18 protein-coding genes are annotated in these 17,847 nt (G+C 73.6%); 8 read left to right on the top strand and 10 right to left on the bottom strand.

From position 1 onward, the window contains the following. Positions 1-272 precede the first annotated feature (272 nt). From AMK26_RS34045 to AMK26_RS34025, 5 genes are read right to left on the bottom strand one after another with little or no spacing between them, the layout of a single operon-like run. Positions 273-1,304, bottom strand: coding sequence for a Gfo/Idh/MocA family protein (locus AMK26_RS34045; RefSeq protein ID WP_073759887.1), 1,032 nt, complete (start codon positions 1,302-1,304; stop codon positions 273-275). 5 nt (positions 1,305-1,309) lie between these two features. Beyond that, positions 1,310-2,749 carry an NDP-hexose 2,3-dehydratase family protein gene (locus AMK26_RS34040; RefSeq protein WP_073759885.1) on the bottom strand — a complete coding sequence of 480 codons (1,440 nt, stop codon included), beginning with the start codon at positions 2,747-2,749 and terminating at the stop codon, positions 1,310-1,312. 23 nt (positions 2,750-2,772) lie between these two features. Further along, on the bottom strand, positions 2,773-3,846 hold the full coding sequence (locus AMK26_RS34035) for an amidohydrolase family protein (protein ID WP_206745200.1): 1,074 nt from the start codon (positions 3,844-3,846) through the stop codon (positions 2,773-2,775). Further along, positions 3,843-4,676 (bottom strand): hypothetical protein, encoded by an 834-nt coding sequence (locus tag AMK26_RS34030; RefSeq protein WP_073759881.1) that lies wholly within the window; start codon positions 4,674-4,676, stop codon positions 3,843-3,845. Before AMK26_RS34030 ends, AMK26_RS34035 begins: the two co-directional genes overlap by 4 nt. Further along, positions 4,661-4,936: a hypothetical protein gene (locus tag AMK26_RS34025; RefSeq protein WP_073759879.1), complete on the bottom strand. Its 276-nt coding sequence runs from the start codon at positions 4,934-4,936 to the stop codon at positions 4,661-4,663. Before AMK26_RS34025 ends, AMK26_RS34030 begins: the two co-directional genes overlap by 16 nt. 174 nt (positions 4,937-5,110) lie before the next feature. On the opposite strand from AMK26_RS34025, the gene AMK26_RS34020 reads away from it, so the two are divergent. From AMK26_RS34020 to AMK26_RS34010, 3 genes are read left to right on the top strand one after another with little or no spacing between them, the layout of a single operon-like run. After that, positions 5,111-5,884, top strand: a complete 774-nt coding sequence (locus AMK26_RS34020; RefSeq protein ID WP_073759878.1) for a 2-keto-4-pentenoate hydratase — start codon at positions 5,111-5,113, stop codon at positions 5,882-5,884. 1 nt (position 5,885) lies between these two features. Beyond that, on the top strand, positions 5,886-6,083 hold the full coding sequence (locus AMK26_RS34015) for a tautomerase family protein (RefSeq protein ID WP_073759876.1): 198 nt from the start codon (positions 5,886-5,888) through the stop codon (positions 6,081-6,083). Next, positions 6,080-7,531: an aldehyde dehydrogenase gene (locus AMK26_RS34010; protein ID WP_241838208.1), complete on the top strand. Its 1,452-nt coding sequence runs from the start codon at positions 6,080-6,082 to the stop codon at positions 7,529-7,531. The genes AMK26_RS34015 and AMK26_RS34010 overlap by 4 nt, the downstream gene beginning before the upstream one ends. Before the next feature lie 77 nt (positions 7,532-7,608). On the opposite strand, the gene AMK26_RS34005 is transcribed toward AMK26_RS34010, so the two are convergent. Beyond that, a complete protein-coding gene (locus AMK26_RS34005; RefSeq protein WP_073759872.1) occupies positions 7,609-8,136 on the bottom strand; it encodes a hypothetical protein in 528 nt (175 codons plus the stop codon). Positions 8,137-8,166: 30 nt separating this feature from the next. Then, positions 8,167-9,387 (bottom strand): 3-deoxy-7-phosphoheptulonate synthase, encoded by a 1,221-nt coding sequence (locus tag AMK26_RS34000; RefSeq protein ID WP_079277965.1) that lies wholly within the window; start codon positions 9,385-9,387, stop codon positions 8,167-8,169. Between the two features lie 185 nt (positions 9,388-9,572). Between AMK26_RS34000 and AMK26_RS33995 the strand changes: the two genes are divergently transcribed. Together AMK26_RS33995 and AMK26_RS33990 are read left to right on the top strand one after the other, a co-directional pair. Further along, positions 9,573-10,319 (top strand): IclR family transcriptional regulator, encoded by a 747-nt coding sequence (locus tag AMK26_RS33995; protein ID WP_073759870.1) that lies wholly within the window; start codon positions 9,573-9,575, stop codon positions 10,317-10,319. A 17-nt stretch (positions 10,320-10,336) separates the two neighbouring features. Continuing rightward, on the top strand, positions 10,337-11,524 hold the full coding sequence (locus AMK26_RS33990) for a 4-hydroxybenzoate 3-monooxygenase (RefSeq protein ID WP_073759868.1): 1,188 nt from the start codon (positions 10,337-10,339) through the stop codon (positions 11,522-11,524). Between the two features lie 58 nt (positions 11,525-11,582). On the opposite strand, the gene AMK26_RS33985 is transcribed toward AMK26_RS33990, so the two are convergent. Next, complete coding sequence (locus AMK26_RS33985) at positions 11,583-12,065, bottom strand: nuclear transport factor 2 family protein (RefSeq protein ID WP_198944236.1); 483 nt, start codon at positions 12,063-12,065, stop codon at positions 11,583-11,585. Between the two features lie 229 nt (positions 12,066-12,294). Here AMK26_RS33985 and AMK26_RS33980 point away from each other — a divergent pair, with 229 nt between their 5' ends. Both AMK26_RS33980 and AMK26_RS33975 read left to right on the top strand, forming a co-directional pair. Beyond that, on the top strand, positions 12,295-13,317 hold the full coding sequence (locus tag AMK26_RS33980; protein WP_073759866.1) for an MDR family NADP-dependent oxidoreductase: 1,023 nt from the start codon (positions 12,295-12,297) through the stop codon (positions 13,315-13,317). Between the two features lie 96 nt (positions 13,318-13,413). Then, positions 13,414-14,523 carry a hypothetical protein gene (locus AMK26_RS33975; protein WP_073759864.1) on the top strand — a complete coding sequence of 370 codons (1,110 nt, stop codon included), beginning with the start codon at positions 13,414-13,416 and terminating at the stop codon, positions 14,521-14,523. Positions 14,524-14,586: 63 nt separating this feature from the next. On the opposite strand, the gene AMK26_RS33970 is transcribed toward AMK26_RS33975, so the two are convergent. Together AMK26_RS33970 and AMK26_RS33965 are read right to left on the bottom strand one after the other, a co-directional pair. Beyond that, positions 14,587-15,879 (bottom strand): NAD(P)/FAD-dependent oxidoreductase, encoded by a 1,293-nt coding sequence (locus AMK26_RS33970; RefSeq protein WP_073759862.1) that lies wholly within the window; start codon positions 15,877-15,879, stop codon positions 14,587-14,589. After that, positions 15,876-16,199: a 2Fe-2S iron-sulfur cluster-binding protein gene (locus AMK26_RS33965; protein ID WP_073759860.1), complete on the bottom strand. Its 324-nt coding sequence runs from the start codon at positions 16,197-16,199 to the stop codon at positions 15,876-15,878. The genes AMK26_RS33970 and AMK26_RS33965 overlap by 4 nt, the downstream gene beginning before the upstream one ends. A gap of 183 nt (positions 16,200-16,382) precedes the next feature. On the opposite strand from AMK26_RS33965, the gene AMK26_RS33960 reads away from it, so the two are divergent. Next, entirely contained in the window at positions 16,383-17,804 is a 1,422-nt protein-coding gene (locus tag AMK26_RS33960) for an alpha/beta fold hydrolase (protein WP_073759858.1), read from the top strand. Positions 17,805-17,847: the final 43 nt, after the last annotated feature.

Genomic DNA, 17,847 nt, shown 5'->3' with positions numbered 1-17,847 from the left:
GAAGGCCCCGTCCACGACGGGGCCTTCCGCCATGCCCGGTGCGCACATCCGGGCCGCCCCGGTACCGCGGGACGGGCTCGCCTCCGGCCGGTGACGCCCGGCCGGGGCGCAGGGCGGTGACGGTGCTCCGGACGCCCCGCCTTTCGCGCGGGGTCGGCGGGGCCGCCTGTACCGGACGCCCGGCCGGGGCGCGGGGCGGTCACCGAGCCGTGCCGGTGGAACCGCGCGCAGAGCGGTCACCACGCCGGTGCGGCCGTGGTGACCGCCCCGCGTCAGGGCGTGGTGGCGGACGCCGTCGCCGGGGCGGTGGCGTCCGCCGCGTGGACGCCGGCCAGGAGCCGGGCCAGGGCGAGGGACTGGTCCTCGCGCAGATCGTTCGGCGCGTTGCGGACGGCGAGTGAGAACGCGCGTACCGCGTTGAGGTACTGGTCGTCGGATTCCACGGTCACCTCCTGGGAGCCGTTCGGCCGTTCCAGCCGGATCACGGTCGGGTGACCGGCGGCCGGGGCGTACGCCCGCTCGACGCGCAGCCGCCCCTCGCTGCCGCAGAGTTCGTACGCCGACCGGTAGGCGTGCTCCATGCCGAACACCACCTGCGCGGTCGTCCCGCCGGGCGCCGACAGCAGGACCGCGCCGCCGGTGTCCACCCCGTGCACGGGGTGCCGGCGCAGCCGGGCGCCGCGGACCTCGAGCTCCGGTCCCAGGTGGAGCCAGGCGGCGAGCAGCGGGTGGACGGCGATGTCCAGCAGGGCGCCGCCGCCCAGCTCGGGCCGGTAGCGGATGTTTCCCGGTGGCGGTGCCGGGATGGTGAACTCGCCGGTGAAACCACGCAGTTCCCCGATGGCGCCGTCCGCCAGCAGCTCCCGCACCCGGCGGTGCCGCCGGTGGTACGGCCACATGAAGTTCTCGGCGAGCACCAGGCCGCGGGAGCGCGCCAGCGCGAACAGCCGCTGCGTGACGCCGGCGTCGGGAGTCAGTGGTTTCTCGCCCAGCACGTGCTTGCCCGCCCGCAGCGCCCGCTCGATCCACTCGGCGTGCAGCGACACGGGCAGCGGCACATAGACCGCTTCCACGCCGGGGTCCGCCAGCACCTGCGCGTAGCCCGTCACGGGCTCGCACCCGTAACGGCCTGCCAGGTCACGGGCCTTGGACGCGTCCCTGCTGGCCACCGCCACCACCCGGCTGCCGGGATCGGCCGCGAAGGCGGGCAGCATCCGGCGCCGGGCGATGTCCGCACAGCCCAGGACGGCGATCCGGACGGGCTCGGGACCGCCCGGTGGGGTGACAGCGCTTCTTCCGTTCATGCCGCTCATCCCAGGGTGTTGAGGCAGGTCACCAGGGTGCGGGCCTGCACGCTCAGGTACTGGCCGCGCCGGATGAGGTCGCCGAGCTGGGACGCGGTGAGCCAGGCGTACCCCGGGGGCAGCTCCTCGGTCAGGCTCTCGTCGGCCTCGGCGATCACATAGCGGAAGTCCGCGCCGAGGAACCGGCCGCCCTCCTCCGCCTGGACGGCGTCGTAGCGGATCGAGCCGGGACCGGCGCCCAGCACCTGGTCGAGGAAGAGCGGCTGCTCGTCGTCGTCGTAGTTGCCCGGGCGGCACTGCACCGTCGGACCCAGCTCCAGCGCGTCGACCAGGCCGCCCTCCACCTTGGCGTGCACCAGGGCGTGCAGCACTCCGTCGAACTCCCTGACCAGCAGCGCCGCCAGGCCGGGGCCGTGGGGCTCGATGAGAGGCTGGCTCCAGGAGGTGACCTCGCGGTTGCCGGCCTCGACCCTGACCCCCACCACCCGGAAGTGCCGGCCGTCGTCGCGGACGATGGCCTCGTCGGTGCGCCGCCAGCCGGGCAGGTCGCGCAGCGGGATCCGGGTGGCGTCCACCCAGTGCTCGCAGAGCTGGTCGGTGTGCCAGCGCAGCAGTTCGGGCAGGGTGGTCAGGGCGCCGGCGGAGGGCTCCCGGGAGGCCGCGAGGGCCCGCTGGAACCGGTCGGCGGGCCCGTCGACGGCCGCGCCGACCGAGGGCAGGCAGGACAGCACCGTCCGCGAATCCATGTTGATCACGGTGTCGCGGGCGAGCAGCCCGTAGATCTGACCCAGGGTCAGCCAGCAGAAGTCCTCGTCGTACGCGATCTCCTCGTCGACCAGTTCGACGATCATGTTCCGGTTGCGCTTGCGGTAGAACCACCAGCCGTGCTCCGACTGGAGGCTGTCCGCGATGGTCCTCTCGCCGCGCGCGCCGAGGAAGAACTCGATGTGCTTGACCGGGGCCCCTTTGTGGGCGCGGGTGTAGTTGCTGCGGGTGGCCTGGACGGTGGGGGAGAGCTGGAGCAGCGGCCGGTTGCCCGGCTCCATCTTCGCCTGCATCAGGAAGTGCAGGACCCCGTCGAACTCCTGGCAGAGGATGCCGAGGACACCGGTCTCCGGCTGGTTGATGACGGGCTGGTGCCACTGCGGATAGGGCCCGTTGGAGGTCTGTACGCGCAGCCCCTCCACCGAGTAGAAGCGCCCGCTGCGGTGCACCAGGTTCCCCGAGTCGGCCGCGGTGTGCCAGCCGTCGATCTCCGCGAGCGGCACCCGCTCCGACGAGAACACGTGCGCCGTGCGGCGGGCCTCCAGCCAGGCGTCGAACTCCGCCGTCGACTGCCGTACCCCGTCCGTGGCCGCGGCCGACCGGGCCAGCCGTTCGGTGAGCGGGACCTGCCCGGCGGCCGGCTCCGCCGGGCCGCGCGATGCTGTGAGTGAGAGTGACACGGGCTACCTCCCTGGGGCGGTCGTCATGACGCGACGCCAGGTTCCTGACGCTCGCTAGAGCCCGGGGACAGGAACGCATGAGCGAGCAGCCGGCGGGCGTTGCCGCCCAGCACCAGCTCCGACTCCCGTTCGTCCAGGCCCAGTTCCCGTACGGTCCGCAGCGGGTCCTCGTCGGCCAGGTCGAAGGGCGTGTCCGTGCCCAGCAGCACGTGCTCCGCCCCGACGTCCGCGACCAGGCGGGCCAGCTGCTCGCGGGAGAAGACGGCGGTGTCGTAGTACAGACCCCGCAGCCAGGTGCTGGGCGGGGACGAGGAGACCCTGGCCGGTGGTTTACGGGCCCACCCGAGGTCCAGGCGGCCCGCCAGGGCCGGCAGGCACCCGCCGCCGTGCGCCAGGCACAGCGGGAAGCGGTGCCGTTCCAGCACCCCGCCGAGGGCCAGCCGGGACACCGCCAGGGCCGTCTCCATCGGGAAGCCCACCAGCTGGGCCATCCAGTAGGCGCGGGTGCGCTCGGGCTCCACCGGCACGCTGGGGTGCAGGAAGGTGAAGGCCTGCCGCCGGGCGAGGAAGGCCCACAGCTCCTCGTTGACCGGGTCGTCCAGCTCGCGGCCCAGGCCCTGGCTGCCGATGGCCACCCCCGCCATGCCCAGGTCGTCCAGGCAGCGGCGGGCCTCCTCGGCGGCGGACGGGTCCCCCACCGGGACCGTGCCCAGGGCGCACAGCCGGTCCGGCGCCCCGGCGGCGTATCCGGCCAGGGCGTCGTTGCCGCGACGGGTCAGCTCCCGCAGCAGCACCGGGTCGGTGAGCCCCGAACCCATCAGGAACGGCGGCAGGGCCACCGCGTGCTGCCCCACCCCCGTCCGGTCCATGAGCGCGAGGCGTGCCCCGATCTCGACCTGCGCCGGTGGACAGGGCAGCGGGGCGTCCTTGGCCACCCCTGAGATCCGCGGGTCGATCCGTACGACATGGGCCTCGTCCAGTCCGTCGAGCGCGGCCAGTGAGCGGTCACCGAGCCAGCGCAGCAGGGGCAGGGGCATCGCATGGGTGTGGACGTCCACGGCCCGCCGGGTGCCGGGCGCCGGGTCCCGGCCGGTCACGACCACGCCGGGGACAGGTCGTAGTCGGCCACGCCCATGCCGGTGATCCACTCCTGGACCGGTTCGTAGGCGAGGATCCGGGCCGGCCGGTCGGCGAGCCCCGCCAGCGTGAGCCAGCTGCGGATCTCGTGCGCGCCGTTGCCGGCCGCCTCCAGCTCCCGGTCAGCCATGTCCAGGACGTCGTCGAACCGGTTGGCGGCCATCCGGTCGAGGAACCAGCGGTCGAACTCGGTGTCGATCTCGCCGACCCGCTCGGTGCCGATCGTGTGCGACAGGCCGCCCGCGGCGACCACGGCCACCCGGTCCACCGCCGTGCACTCCGCGAGGGCCTTGCCCAGCGCGGCCCCCAGCTCGTGGCAGCGGCGCAGCGTCGGCATCGGGGCGACGGCACAGTTCTGCAGTATGGGCACCAGCGGCAGGCGCAGCGTCTCGTCGACGGCGTGGTAGACCGTCATCACCCCGTGGTCGAGGTGGAGGTCGTGGGAGAGTGCGGGTTCGAAGCCCTGGCCGAGCAGATGGCGGGTCAGCTCGTGCGCGAGGGCGGAGTGGCCCGGTACGTCACCGTGCGGCATCGGCAGCCAGGGCTCGGCCGGCCCGGTGTGCCGGCCGGCCAGGCCCACGCAGTGCTGCGGGAAGTTCCCCAGGAAGAAGTTGGTGAAGTGCTCGTTGGAGATCACCACCACGGCTTCGGCGCCGCCCTCCCGTACCCGCCGCACCGCCTGCCCCAGGCCGTCGAGGAAACGGTCCCGCTGCGCGGCCGGCGCGATGTCCCGGGCAGCCAGCATCATCGGCGCGTGCGAGGCCGCGAACGCCGCTACGACGCGCGCCATCGAGGGCTCCCCTCCACCGCCGCGGCGGTACCGGTCAGCATCGCCCGGTAGCCGTCGCGGGTGATGCCGCAGGACCGGGCGAAGGCGTTCAGCAGCACCGGGTGCACACCCAGCAGGGTGAGCGCGCGGAGGTCCCGGCCCCGGAGGGCCGCCCGCTCGGCGCCGGACAGTTCGTACCCGTCGTCGGACGGCTCCGGCCGCCCGCGTTCACCGGCCCTCAGCCGGTCGAAGACTGCTCTTTGCAAGGCGTAGGCGCTCATACGCCGACGTTAGGCAGCCGGCACGGCCCGGGGCCACGACGGTTCCACTGAGTCGAAGCCCACCGGGCGCGCGCGGCCGGGACTTGCACCCAGTGGAAGAGCTCCACCGCCGGTCGACTCGCGCGTGCTGGGATCGGGGCGGACCTGTGCGCCGAACCCCGGAGGGGACCGACCATGTTGACTGTCGAGCAGGCCGCCGGCCTGCTGCTTGACGCCGAGCGGTCGGCGACCGACCGACCGCCGCTGACCGACCAGTGGCCGCGGCTCGACCTGGCTACGGCCTACGCCGTGCAGGACGAGACCCTGCGCCGCAGAACGGCCGGCGGAGACCGGCTGGTCGGGGTGAAGCTCGGCCTGACCTCCGCCGCCAAACAGCGCCGGATGGGCGTGGACGCCCCGCTGACCGCCTGGCTGACCGAGAGCATGATGCTGGCCGAGGGCGACCCCGTACCGCTGAAGAGGCTGATCCACCCCCGGGTCGAACCGGAGATCGTGTTCGTGATGCGGGAGCGGCTGTCGGGGCCCGGGGTGACCCCCGAGACCGCGCTGCGCGCGGTCGGCGAGGTCCGCGCCGGGCTCGACGTGATCGACAGCCGCTACCGGGACTTCCGCTTCACGCTGCCCGACGTGGTCGCCGACAACGCCTCGTCGGCCGCCTTCGTCGTGGGCTCCCTGGTACGCGCCCCGGGCGACACGGACCTGGTCCGCGAGGCCTGCGAGCTGGAGGTGGACGGCCGGGTCGTCGACCGGGCCACCGGAGCCGCCGTACAGGGCGACCCCGCGGCCGCCCTCGCGCTGGCCGCGAACTCCCTCGGCGCCCGCGGGCTGGCCCTGGAGCCCGGCTGGATCGTGCTCTCCGGCGCGCTGACCGACGCCGTCCCGGTCGGGCCGGGCAGCCGGGTGACCGCCCGTTACACCTCCCTCGGCGCCGTGACCCTGGAGGCGTGAGATGCCGCTGGTGGAGGTCACGCTGGTGCGGGGACGCGACGGAAAGCAGCTGAGGGAACTGCTGCACCGGCTCCACGCGGCCGTACGGGACTCGGTCGGCGCGCCCGACGACGCCATCCGCGTGGTCATCAGGGAAGTGCCCGCCGCGCACTGGTCCGCGGGCGACATGACGATAGAGGAGCGGAGGGCGAGCGCATGAGCGCCGCTGTGGAGTGGTTCCCCCATGTCATCGGCGGGGAGCGGACGGAGTCGGCGGACGGCGCCCGGTTCGCCTCCGTCGACCCCTGGACCCGCCGGCCGTGGGCCGAGGCCGCCTCGGGAGGCGCCGAGGACGTCGAACGGGCCGTGGCCGCCGCCCGCGCGGCGTACGACGAAGGTCCCTGGCCCCGGATGTCCGCCGGGGAGCGCGGCCGGCTGCTGAACCGGCTCGCGGACCTGATCGAGGAGCACGCCGGGGAGCTGGCCCTCGCCGACTCCCGCGACATGGGCAAGCCGGTGGCCGACGCCCGGGCCAAGGACGTCCCGCGCACCGCCGCCAACTTCCGCTTCTTCGCCGACCACGCCCGGCTCACCCCCGCCGAGACCTATCCCGCCGAGGGCGGCCACCACATCTACACCCGGTACGAGTCCGCGGGCGTGGTCGTGGCCATCTCCCCGTGGAACTTCCCATTGATGCTGGCCTCCTGGAAGGTCGCCCCGGCGCTGGCGTGGGGCAACACGGTGATCCTGAAGCCCGCCGAGCAGTCCCCGGCCTCGGCGACCCTGCTCGCCGGGCTGGCCCTGGAGGCCGGCATCCCGCCGGGTGTGCTCAACGTCGTGCACGGCTTCGGCCCGGGCTCGGTGGGGGAGCGGCTCGTCTCCCATCCGGGCGTGGACCGGATCACCTTCACGGGCGAGTCCGGCACCGGCCGGGCCATCGCCGCGAACGCGGCCCGCAACCTCATCCCGGTGAGCCTGGAACTCGGCGGCAAGGGCGCCAACCTCGTCTTCGCCGACGCGGACCTGGAACGGGCCGTGCACTGGTCGGTCCAGGCGGCCTTCGCCAACGCGGGCCAGGTGTGCCTGGCCGGCAGCCGGCTGTACGTACAGCGGGAGGTGTACGAGGAGTTCCTGGACCGGTTCACCGGCGCGGCCGCGCGGCTCCTCCCGGGAGATCCGCGGGACCCGGCGACCCGGATCGGCCCGCTGTCCTCCGCCGAGCACCACGCGAAGGTCAGCTCGTACCTGGAGGGCGCCGAGCGGGCCGGCGGAAAGCTGCTGTCGGCGGGCGGCGGTGAGGGCTGGACGGTCCTGCCGACCACCGTCACCGGACTTCCCCGGTCGGCGGCGATCTGGCACGAGGAGGTCTTCGGACCGGTCGTCACCGTCGCCCCCTTCACGGACGAGGCGGAGGCGGTACGGGAGGCCAACGCCACCCGGTTCGGCCTGAACGCCATGGTGTTCACCGACGATCTGCACCGCGCCCACCGGGTCGCGGGCGCCCTGAGGGCGGGGACGGTCTGGACGAACTGCTTCTTCGTCCGCGATCTGCGCGCACCCTTCGGCGGGGCCGGCGACTCGGGTGTGGGCCGTGAAGGCGGCACCTTCAGCCGGGAGTTCTTCACCGAGCCCAAAGCCGTGGTCATGGAGATCGACGGCGCGCGCTGACAGGAGCCGCACCGGCGCCCCGGTCTTCCGCGGAGGGAAGGACCGGGGCGCCGGTGCGGCGCCGCAGGAGAAGCGGCTCAGACGCGGGCCGGTTCCGGGGCGGGGACCCACAGCGGGTTGAACCGCTCGTGCACATAGATGCGCATCCGCGGATTGCAGCTGATCACGTACTCCTTGCGGGAGCACGGGATGTTGCCGGGGTTCCACCGTCCGTCCCCCGCGTCGATCATGCGACGGGTGCCCGACAGCCCGTTGCGGGCCAGGTGGTGCCCGATCGGCACACCGGGCGGTGGCAGCAGCAGGCCGGCGTTCTCCTCGCTCAGGATGACGCGGTTCACGCTCATCACCTCCCCTTCCGGGGTGATGAGCCGCGAGAACCGCTCGATCACGGGTTCGTCCGCCACCAGCCCCAGGGCGTCACGGATCTCCTCGGCCAGACCGATCGCTCCGCGCGGCCCCTGGAAGTCGATGACGGTGCTGAGGTCCGTGGAGAACCACGCCTCCAGGAGGACGGTGGTGGAACCGTCCGCGGCCAGCAGCATCTTCGTCGCCGCGGACCCCGCCGCCGGCGTACCCGACTCCAAGCCCACCTGCTCCATGGTCATGACTCCCTCTCCTCACCTGCGGCGGGCAATTCAGCGCCAGGCCGCGACGACGTCGAGCGCCTGCTGCGGGTTGAGCCTGGGGTCGCACAGGCTCGTGTACGCGGACCCGAGCTCGTCGAGCTCCGCCTCACCACGGACGCACTCGTGCACCGCGTCCGGCGTGGTCTCCAGGTGGAGCCCGGCGGCCACCCCGCCCATCGACGACACGGCGGCCCGGAACTCCCGGACCTCGCGGACCACGCTGTCCACGAACCGGGTCTTGAGCCCGCCCGGGGCCTTCACGGTGTTGCCGTGCATCGGGTCGCACAGCCAGATCACCGGATGCCCCGCCGAGCGCACCGCGTCGACCAGCCCGGGCAGCTTCTGCGGCAGCACCCGGTGGCCCATGCGGGAGATCAGCGTCAGCCGCCCCGGGGTACGGTCGGGATCGAGCCGCTCGCACAGCCGCAGCAACTCCTCCGGCGTCATCGACGGACCGACCTTGCAGGCCACCGGGTTGACCACCGAGGCCAGCAGCTCCACATGGGCGCCGTCCAGCTGCCGGGTGCGCTCACCGATCCACGGCCAGTGGGTGGAGGTCAGCAGCAGGCGGCCGCTCGACTCACGGCGTACCAGCGGCAGTTCGTAGTCCAGCAGCAGCGCCTCGTGGCTGGTCCACAGGGGCGCGTCCACCCGAGGCTGCCGTCCGCCGCCACCACGCAGATACGCGGTGGCGTCCTTGGCGGCGTGGTAACCGGTCAGCAGCCGGGCCGGATCCGGGACGCGCAGGTCGGGCGCCGGCCTCGGACTGTTGACCAGGTGCCCGCGGAAGACCTGCAGTTCCTGACCGTCGACCTGTTCCACCGGACTGGACCGTGGTTTGGCGAACTGACCCGCCACCCGGCCCACCCGCACCACCGGCTTGCCGGTGCCGAGCTTCATCACGCCCGCCAGCGCGTCCAGCAGCGCGGCCTTTCTGGACAGGTGGGCGGGGGTGCATTCGGCCGGGTCCTCGGCGCAGTCCCCGGACTGAATGACGTGGTAGGCGCCGCCCGCCACCTCGGCCAGGACGAGGCGCAGTTGCCGCACCTCCTCCGCGGTGACCAGACCGGGCGCCTGCGAGAGTTGGCCCACGGCGGTGTCCAGGGCCTGCCGGTCGGGCCACTCGGGCTGCTGACCGGCGGTGAGTGCGCGACACCGGTACGCCAGTTCGTCGGGAACCGGCGAACCCTGTGGCGCATGTTCACGAAGAAAGCCTGTGTCAACGGTCATGCCAGCCCTCCGTAGCGTTCTGGGTCGATTCGCAGGGCAGAACAACAGCCGTTCCTGGAGCGCGGCTTGAGGCCCCATGACGAGTGCACGGGGCGCGTTGACCACTGCCCCAGCGGGTCTTGAGGACCGCGCCCCACGATGAGTGCCGCCAAATCGTCGGGGTGTGCTGCGGAAATGGGGCCAGGATGGCGGGAAACACACGGGAGGCGGGCGCCTCGGTCACCAGTCGCGCACTGGCCATACTCGGGGCCTTCGACATGGCCCACCAGCATCTGTCGCTGTCGGACATCGCCCGGCGCACCGGGCTGCCGCTGGCCACCGCCCACCGCATCCTCGCCGAGCTCGTGGCGTGGCGCGCGCTCGAACGCGGCCCGGACGGCCGGTACCGGGTCGGGCTGCGGCTGTGGGAACTGGGCACCCTCTCGGTGACCCGCACCCGGCTGCGCGAGAGCGCGCTGCCGTACCTGCAGATGCTGTACGAGGTCACCCGCACCGATGTGCACCTCGCCGTGCCGGACGGCTCCGACGTGGTCTACATCGAGCACCTGGGCAGCCGCCGCACGGGCGGCCCGCCCGGCGTGGTGGGCATGCGGGTCCCGCTGGAGCGCTCCGCCGCGGGCCTGGTGCTGCTCGCGCACGGCGGCGGCCCCGACGCGCCGGGACCGCGCCCGCGGCTCGCCGAGATCCGGCGGCGCCGCTGCGCGGTCCTCGCCGATGCGGTGCGGCCCGGCATGTGCTCGGTGGCCGTGCCGGTGACGCGCGGTGACGGTACCGCCGTCGCCGCCGTTGGCCTGAGCGTCGCCGCGTTCCCGGACGCCAAGGGCTGTCTGCCGGTGCTGCTCGCCGCGGCCGGCCGGATCCGGCAGAGCTTCGCCCGAACCCCCGCCGAGGAGTCCACCGGCCGTGCCGTGTTCGCGGTGGCCGGCGCATGAACCGAAGGAGAGGACGTATGCGTACCCAGGTGGGAATCATCGGCGCGGGCCCGGCCGGACTGCTGCTGGCGCAGCTGCTCCACCGCCAGGGCGTCGACACCGTCGTGCTGGAACGCCAGGACGAGGCATACGTACGGAGCCGGATACGCGCAGGCGTGCTGGAACCGGCCACCGTGGAGGCCCTGTGCGAGGCGGGCGCCGGAGAGCGCCTGCTGCGCGAGGGCCTGGTCCACCACGGCATCGAACTCCGCTTCGGCGGCCGCAGCCACCGCATCCCGGTGAGCCGGCTGGCGGGCGGCCGGGCCATCACGGTGTACGGGCAGCAGGAGGTCGTCGCCGACCTCATCGATCTGCGCCGGTCCCTCGGCGCCCCCCTGGAGTTCGGCGCCGAGGTCACCGCCGTCGCGGGCACCGACTCCGCCTCGCCGGTGATCACCTACCGTACGGCGGCGGGCGAGCACGAGCTGCGCTGCGACTTCATCGCCGGCTGCGACGGCTTCCACGGAGTGAGCCGGGCCGCGGTACGGCCCGGCTGTCTGCCGACGTACCAGCGCGACTACCCGTACGCCTGGCTGGGCGTCCTGGCGGCCGTGCCGCCGTCCGCCGAGGAGCTCGTCTACGCCCGGCACGAGCGCGGGTTCGCCCTGCACAGCATGCGCTCCCCGCAGCTGAGCCGCTTCTACCTCCAGGTGGAGCCCGGCACCGAGACCACCGACTGGCCCGACGAGCGGATCTGGAAGGAACTGCGGATCCGGCTCTCCACCGACGACGGCCCGCCGCTCGACGAGGGCGAGATCGTCGACCGGAGCGTCACGGGCATGCGCAGCTTCGTCTCCGGCGAGATGCGCCACGGCCGGCTGCTGCTGGCCGGGGACGCGGCGCACATCGTCCCGCCCACCGGCGCCAAGGGACTCAACCTGGCCGTCGCCGACGCCCGGGTGCTCGCCCGCGCGCTGACCGCCCACTACCGCTCGGGCGACCCGGCCCTGCTCGACTCGTACACCGCCACCTGCCTCCGGCACATCTGGCGGGCCCAGGACTTCTCCGCCTGGATGACCACCCTGCTGCACCGGCAGGAGGGCCCGGCCGGGGAGTTCGACGACCGCGCGCAGCTCTCCCGGCTGGAGTATGTGTGCCGGTCCAGGGCCGCGGCGACCGCACTGGCGGAGAACTACGTCGGCACGGGCCTGCTGAGCCCGGCGTGATCCGCCGGTCTCCCGGGGCGGGGAGCGCGTCCCCGCCCCGGGGCTTCCCGGGCTCGGCTTACGCCTGGCTCGCGGCCAGCCGGGCGAAGTAGCGGCCCGGGTCGTCCAGGTCGTGGCGGATGAGGCGGGACCGGGTGCGCAGCCCGTCCTCGGTGCGCACCAGCACGTCCGTGACCGTACAGCTCGGTTCGAAGGTCACCGCCCCCTCCTCGTCGGTGACGCTGACCAGCGCGGTGGCGGTGACCCGCACGGTGCCGTCGGCGAGCGGCTCGATCCGCCAGCCGTCGAACCAGTGCCGGATCGTGCTGGTCCCGTACCGGGGGATGGCGGCCCGCATCCCGCCGATCAGGGCCTCACGGCCCTCCAGTTGCCAGGCGCCCTCGTAACCGAAGACGCAGTCGTCGGTGAAGGTGCCGGCGAACGACTCCAGATCCCGTCCTTCCAGCAGCGGCATCTGGTGGGCGTAGAAACTCTGCACCTCCACGTAGAGGTCCGCACTGACGACGGGGGCCACGGCGGGGGCTTGCGCGGTCTGCGACACGGCACAACTCCTTCGGCTGGGACGGCGTGCCGCATCCCGACAGCGGCCGCACGGGACCACCGTGCGGGCGCCGCCCACAGCGCCGCTGGAGCGGCGCTCCAGCGGGCCGGGCATCGCTCCTCCCACCCGGTCGAGTTCCGGGCGACCCCTGTTCGAGGCCCCGCTCCTACCGTCGTCAGCGGGCTGCGCACCAGGCAGCCGAGGCGCACGTCAACTCGAAGGAGAGCCCATGACCAGCGAGGTCATCCCCCCGAAGAGCCGGGAAGTACGGCTGGTCTCCTATCCCGGGGACGAGGTCACCCTGGAGAACTTCGAGGTCGCCGAGGTCGAACTCGGTGAGCCCGGTGAGGGACAGGTGGTCGTACGCAACGACTGGATGTCGCTCGGCACGGTCTACCGCGACCAGATGCGGCCCGCCACCGACATCCCGATCCCGGTGTTCCAGCTCGGCCAGGCCATGTGGGGCCGCACCGTCGGCACGGTCGTCGCGTCCCACAGCCCCGACCTGGCCGTGGGCGACCTGGTGGAGCACTTCAACGGCTGGCGCGAGTACGCCGTGGGCCACGCCGGGGGCTTCTTCAAGCGGGACCGGGCACAGCTTCCGTCCGCCGAGTACTTCTTGTCCAATGGCCCGACGGCATGGCGCGGCATGGTCGACATCGCCCAGGTGCGGGAGGGCGATGTGGTCTTCGTGTCCGGTGCGACCAGCGGCGTCGGCTGCCTGGCCGGGCAGATCGCCAAGGCCCTGGGCGCCGGGAAGGTCATCGGCAGCACCGGCTCCAAGGAGAAGATCGACTTCCTGACCGAGGAGGCCGGGTACGACGCGGCCTTCGACTACCACGACGGCCCGGTCGCCGAGCGGCTGCGCGAGCTGGCTCCGAAGGGCATCGACGTCTTCTTCGACAACGTCGGCGGCGAACAGTTCGAGGCGGCCGTGCGGGTCGCGGCCCCCGGCGCCCGATTCGCCCTCTGCGGCTCGCTCGCCGGGCAGCACGGCGACCACGAAGGCGCCTCGCCCCGCCTCGACCTCGCGGGCCTGATCCCCCGGGAGCTGACCCTGCGCGGCTTCGCCACCCTGCACACCCCGGACCAGATCGAGGGCTGGAACGCGCAGTTCAGCACCTGGCTGAGCGAGGGGAAGGCGAGCTTCCCGCACACCGTCATCGAAGGCGGGGTGGCCGCGCTGCCGGAGGCGATGATCGCGCTGCTGAAGGGCAAGCACACCGGCACGGCCGTGGCCCGGCTCTCGTGAACGCCCCACCCGGCCCGCGCCGCCGGTGCCGTACCCGGTACGGCACCGACGGCGCTGGACGTTCCGCACGACCCATCCCGCGAGGAGGACACACCGATGCCTGTTGCTGAACTCGACACCGGACTGGGGGCGGTGGCCGAGAAACTCTCCCACCTGGCGGCCCAGCACGCGGCCGACGCCGACACCACCCGCCGGCTCGCCCCCGACGTGGTGGCGGGGCTGCGCGAGGCCGGCTTCGCCCGCCACTTCGTGTCCTCCCGCTGGGGCGGCACCGACGGCACCTTCACCGAACTGGTCGGCGGTGTGCTCACCGTCTCCCAGGCATGCGCGTCGACCGGCTGGTGCGCCTCCCTGCTGGCCGCCTCCTCGCGCTTCGCCGCCCACCTGCCCGAGGCGGGGCACGAGGAGCTGTGGGGCGGCGGCCCCGACGCCTTCATCGCCACCGGCCTGGTGCCCTCCGGCAGGGCGCAGGCCGCCGACGGCGGGTGGCGGCTGAGCGGCTCGTGGTCGTACATCAGCGGTGTGGACTTCGCGGACTGGGTGCTGCTGTGTGGCGCGGTGGCCGGCGAAGGCCCCCCGGAACTGCGGTTCTTCGCCCTCCCCCGGGGCTCGTTCGAGACGGTCGAGAGCTGGGACTGCGCGGGCATGCGGGCGACCGGCAGCCACACCGTGGTGGTCTCCGGGGCGTACGTCCCCTCGCATCTGTCCTTCGCCCGCGCCGACATGGAGACCGGCCGCAACAGCTGGTCCACCCAGCCCACCCACAACGTCCCCTTCCAGGCGTCCGGCGCGCTGACCTTCATCGGTCCCGCCGTCGGCGCGGCCCAGGGGGCACTGAAGGCGGCCGCGGCCGGGCTCGCGAACAAGAAGCGCTTCGACGCCGCCGAGGTCGAACTGGTCCGCGCGTCGGGCCGGATCGACGCCGCCCGGCACCTCGTGGAACAGAACGCCCAGGTCATCGACGCCCGGGCGTTCACCCCCGAGTTCATGGCCCGCAACCAGCGCAACGCCTCGTTCTCCGGGGAGCTGGTCGCCGACGCGCTGACCGGTCTGCTGCGGGCGGCCGGCACCGCCGGACTCACCGAGTCGGGCCCGCTGCAACGGTTCTGGCGGGACGTCACGGCGGCCACCAGCCATGTGGCGCTGCGCTTCGACATCACGAAGGCGGCCCGCAACTACTCCGAGGCCCTGTTCGCCGACGCGTAGGGTGCCGCGACGTCAAGGGGCCGGTCCGCTTCGGACCGGCCCCGCTGTGTTCCGCGTGGAGCGTCAGACCATGGCCGCCGTCCGGGACCGGGCCATCAGGTCGAAGCCCTCGGCCGAGGCCTCCCGCGCGGTGAGCCCCGCGTCCGTCGCCAGCAGCCTGCGGGCCGCCATGTGGTCGGCGGGCCGGTTCACCGACTCCACCCCCAGCAGCCGGCCCCCGCCGAAGCACAGCACGGAGAACCGCCCGGCCGCCAGGGCGCCTGTGACCACCGTCTCCTCGTACCCGGCCGTCAGTCCGGCGATCTGCACACTGGCGGTGTGCTGCGTGGTCCAGAACCGGGGAACGGCCCGGTACGGCACCGGGTTCCCGCAGATGTCGGCGGCGACGGCCCGGGCCGTGTCGGTGGCGTTCTGCACCGACTCCAGGCGTACCGACTCCAGGCGTACCGACTCCGGGCGCACCGATTCCAGGCGCTCCGTCCCCCCGTCCGGAGCGCTCGGATGACGGGCGCAGTCCCCGACGGCGCTGATCGCCGGATCACTGGTACGCAGATACGCGTCGACCACGATCCCGTCGTCGGTGACCAGCCCCGCGTCCTCGGCCAGAGCGGTGTGGGGCCGTACGCCGACACCGACGACCACGAGATCGGCGGGCAGCACCACACCGTCGTCCAGCGCCACCCCGCGCACCCGCCCCCGCAGGTCGCCCAGGAAGCCCGTCACCCGGCGGCCGAAGCGGAACTGGGTGTCGTGGGCCCGGTGTTCCGCGACCAGGTGCGCGGCGGACGTCTCGCTCAGCGCCCGCGCCATGGCCCGGGGCTGCGTCTCGACCACCATGGCCGGCACGCCCCGCTTGGCCGCCGCCGCGGCCACCTCCAGGCCGATGAACCCGGCGCCGACGACGACCAGCCGCCGGCACGGCTCCAGCCGCCGGCGTACCTCCCGGGCGTCGGCGACGGTACGCAGGGTCAGGACGCCGTCCAGTCCGGCCCCCGGCACGTCCAGGGTCCGCGGTCGCGCGCCGAGGGCCAGGACCAGCCGCTCGTACGGCAGTCGCCGGCCCGAGCCGAGCACGACCCCGCGCCCCGCCCGGTCGACGGCGACCGCCGGATCGCCCGCGATCACGTCGATGCCCTGCTCGTCGTAGAACGAACGGGTACGCAGGACCACGTCCTCGAAGCCGCCCCCGGACCCGCCCAGGAAGTCCTTGGACAGCGGCGGGCGCTGGTAGGGGAGGACCCCCTCGCCCGCGACCAGGGTGACCGGGGCCCGGCAGCCGCCCTCGCGCAGCGCGGCGGCGACCGTGCAAGCGGCCTGGCCGCCGCCCACCACGACCACGGGCCCGGAGGCGCTCACAGCTGCCGCTCCGGCATGTCCACGACCAGGCCGTCGATGTCGTCGGTGACCGGGAGCTGGCAGCTCAGACGGCTGCTGTCGCGCCGCTCGCAGGCGGTCGTGTGGAGCAGCTCGTGCTCGATCTCGGGCATCGGCGGGAGCGGTGCCGTGGAGTCCTCGGCTATGTACACGTGGCAGGTCCCGCACATGGCTCCGCCACCGCACTCGCCCACGATGCCCCGGACGCCGTTGATGACCGCGCCGCGCATCACCGAGTTGCCGTTGGGGACTTCGAGCACCGTGACGGTCCCGTCCGGATGCCGGTAAGTGATCTTGGCCATGTGAGGTCCTCCGCGATGTCGGGCAGCCGTACCACCTCCCCACCGTGCGGCCGGACGCTGGGGAGGTGCTGGAGGGCTTCTCGAACCGGGCCGGGCCCAGGCAGCGCCGCTCCAGGCCGCTTCGAGAGCGCCATCCGACCCTGGGTCGTACACATGACGCTCTTGGACCCCGACGGAGGCCCCATGTTGCAGACCACCCAGCGGCTCGAATGGACGGCCGCAGGGCCCGACGAGCGCCTGGAGTACGCGACACTCGACGTCCCGCTCGACTACACCGACCCGGGCGGCGAGCGCGTCTCGATCGCCGTCAGCCGGCTGCGGGCCAAGGACCCCGTGCGCCGGCGCGGCATCCTGCTGGGCGTCAGCGGCGGTCCCGGAGGCGACGGCGGCCAGGGCCGCGACCTGCCCGGCCGGCTGTACGACACCCCGCTGGCCGACGTCTACGACCTCATCGGCTTCGACCCCCGAGGCACCGGCGCCTCCACCCAGCTGTGCATCGAGGTCACACCGACCACCGCGCCCTTCGACTCCCGGCCGTCCGACGACGTGTTCACGGCGATGGCCGCCGACATGTACGAGCGGGAGCAGGGCTGCCGGCGCGCGGGCGGCACCCTGCGCCCCCACATCAACACCCGCAACACCGCCAGGGACATGGACGCCATCCGGGCGGCTCTGGGGGAGGACCGGATCAGCTTCCTGGGCTACGCCTACGGCAGTTACGTGGGCGTGGTGTACGGGACGATGTTCCCCGCGCGCCTCGACCGCAGCGTCCTCGACTCGTGCGTGCACCCCGGCTGGACCTGGCGCCGGCAGTTCCTGGCCCAGGCCGCCGCGGTCCGCGCCAATGTGGACCGGTGGTCGGAGTGGACCGCCCGCCGCGACGGCCACTTCGGCCTGGGCACCACGGCGCACGAGGTCTTCGCGGCCGTGGAGCGGGTCGCCGCCCGGCTCGAAGCCCAGCCGCACGGCACGCACGCCCGCACCTCCTTCGACGGCACCGTGGGCAGCCTGGCCACCGACCGCTCGGCGTGGGAGAAGCTGGGCCTGCTGGTCGGCGGGCTGCTGGCCGCGACGGGTCAGGGCGACGCCGAGCGGGCGGGCACCCTGCTGGCCCGGCACAGCACCGGCGGCTGGGGCGCGCGGGCCAACGAGCAGGTGCGCCAGAGCGTGCTGGAGGCGGTCACGCTGGAGACCGAGTGGCCGGCCGACCTGGAGACGTACTACGCGGACATGCGTAAATGCCGGGAGAAATACCCGTTCGGCCACGGCGTGCTGCGCGCGGCGCCCTGGGTGGGTGCCTTCCGTACCTTCGAGTCCCCCGAGCCGCCGACCGTCCCGGCCCGGGACGGCTACCCGGTGGGCCTGATCGTGCAGGCCGACGGCGACCCGCTGGACGACCACGAGGGCGGGGTCGCCATGGCCGAGCTGCTCGGCCACCACCTGATCACGGTGGAGGACTCCGGTGACCACGAGGTCTACGTGCTCAGCGGCGCCAACCCCCAGCTGGAGGCGTACGTCGAGGGCTACCTGGTGGACGGGGTCCTCCCGCCGGCCCGGGTGAGCGTGCCGGGCGCCCATCCCGCCCCGGCGATCCCGGAGGACTGAGCCGTACGGGTACGCGGAAGGGGCCGGTCGCCCGTGACCGGCC

This window comes from Streptomyces sp. CB03234 (assembly GCF_001905885.1).
Taxonomy (GTDB): domain Bacteria; phylum Actinomycetota; class Actinomycetes; order Streptomycetales; family Streptomycetaceae; genus Streptomyces.
The sequence above is the reverse complement of the archived record's forward strand: the minus strand, read 5'-3'. Positions and strand labels throughout refer to the sequence as shown.

Excerpts from the sequence above, each read along its gene's own strand:
- AMK26_RS34010 (WP_241838208.1), top strand. The coding sequence starts at position 6,080 with ATGAGCGCCGCTGTGGAGTGGTTCCCCCATGTCATCGGCGGGGAGCGG.
- AMK26_RS33995 (WP_073759870.1), top strand. The coding sequence starts at position 9,573 with ATGGCGGGAAACACACGGGAGGCGGGCGCCTCGGTCACCAGTCGCGCA.
- AMK26_RS34025 (WP_073759879.1), bottom strand. The coding sequence starts at position 4,936 with ATGAGCGCCTACGCCTTGCAAAGAGCAGTCTTCGACCGGCTGAGGGCC.
- AMK26_RS33990 (WP_073759868.1), top strand. The coding sequence starts at position 10,337 with ATGCGTACCCAGGTGGGAATCATCGGCGCGGGCCCGGCCGGACTGCTG.
- AMK26_RS34015 (WP_073759876.1), top strand. The coding sequence starts at position 5,886 with ATGCCGCTGGTGGAGGTCACGCTGGTGCGGGGACGCGACGGAAAGCAG.
- AMK26_RS33980 (WP_073759866.1), top strand. The coding sequence starts at position 12,295 with ATGACCAGCGAGGTCATCCCCCCGAAGAGCCGGGAAGTACGGCTGGTC.
- AMK26_RS34005 (WP_073759872.1), bottom strand. The coding sequence starts at position 8,136 with ATGACCATGGAGCAGGTGGGCTTGGAGTCGGGTACGCCGGCGGCGGGG.
- AMK26_RS34045 (WP_073759887.1), bottom strand. The coding sequence starts at position 1,304 with ATGAACGGAAGAAGCGCTGTCACCCCACCGGGCGGTCCCGAGCCCGTC.
- AMK26_RS33965 (WP_073759860.1), bottom strand. The coding sequence starts at position 16,199 with ATGGCCAAGATCACTTACCGGCATCCGGACGGGACCGTCACGGTGCTC.
- AMK26_RS34030 (WP_073759881.1), bottom strand. The coding sequence starts at position 4,676 with ATGGCGCGCGTCGTAGCGGCGTTCGCGGCCTCGCACGCGCCGATGATG.
- AMK26_RS34020 (WP_073759878.1), top strand. The coding sequence starts at position 5,111 with ATGTTGACTGTCGAGCAGGCCGCCGGCCTGCTGCTTGACGCCGAGCGG.
- AMK26_RS33975 (WP_073759864.1), top strand. The coding sequence starts at position 13,414 with ATGCCTGTTGCTGAACTCGACACCGGACTGGGGGCGGTGGCCGAGAAA.
- AMK26_RS33960 (WP_073759858.1), top strand. The coding sequence starts at position 16,383 with ATGTTGCAGACCACCCAGCGGCTCGAATGGACGGCCGCAGGGCCCGAC.
- AMK26_RS34000 (WP_079277965.1), bottom strand. The coding sequence starts at position 9,387 with ATGACCGTTGACACAGGCTTTCTTCGTGAACATGCGCCACAGGGTTCG.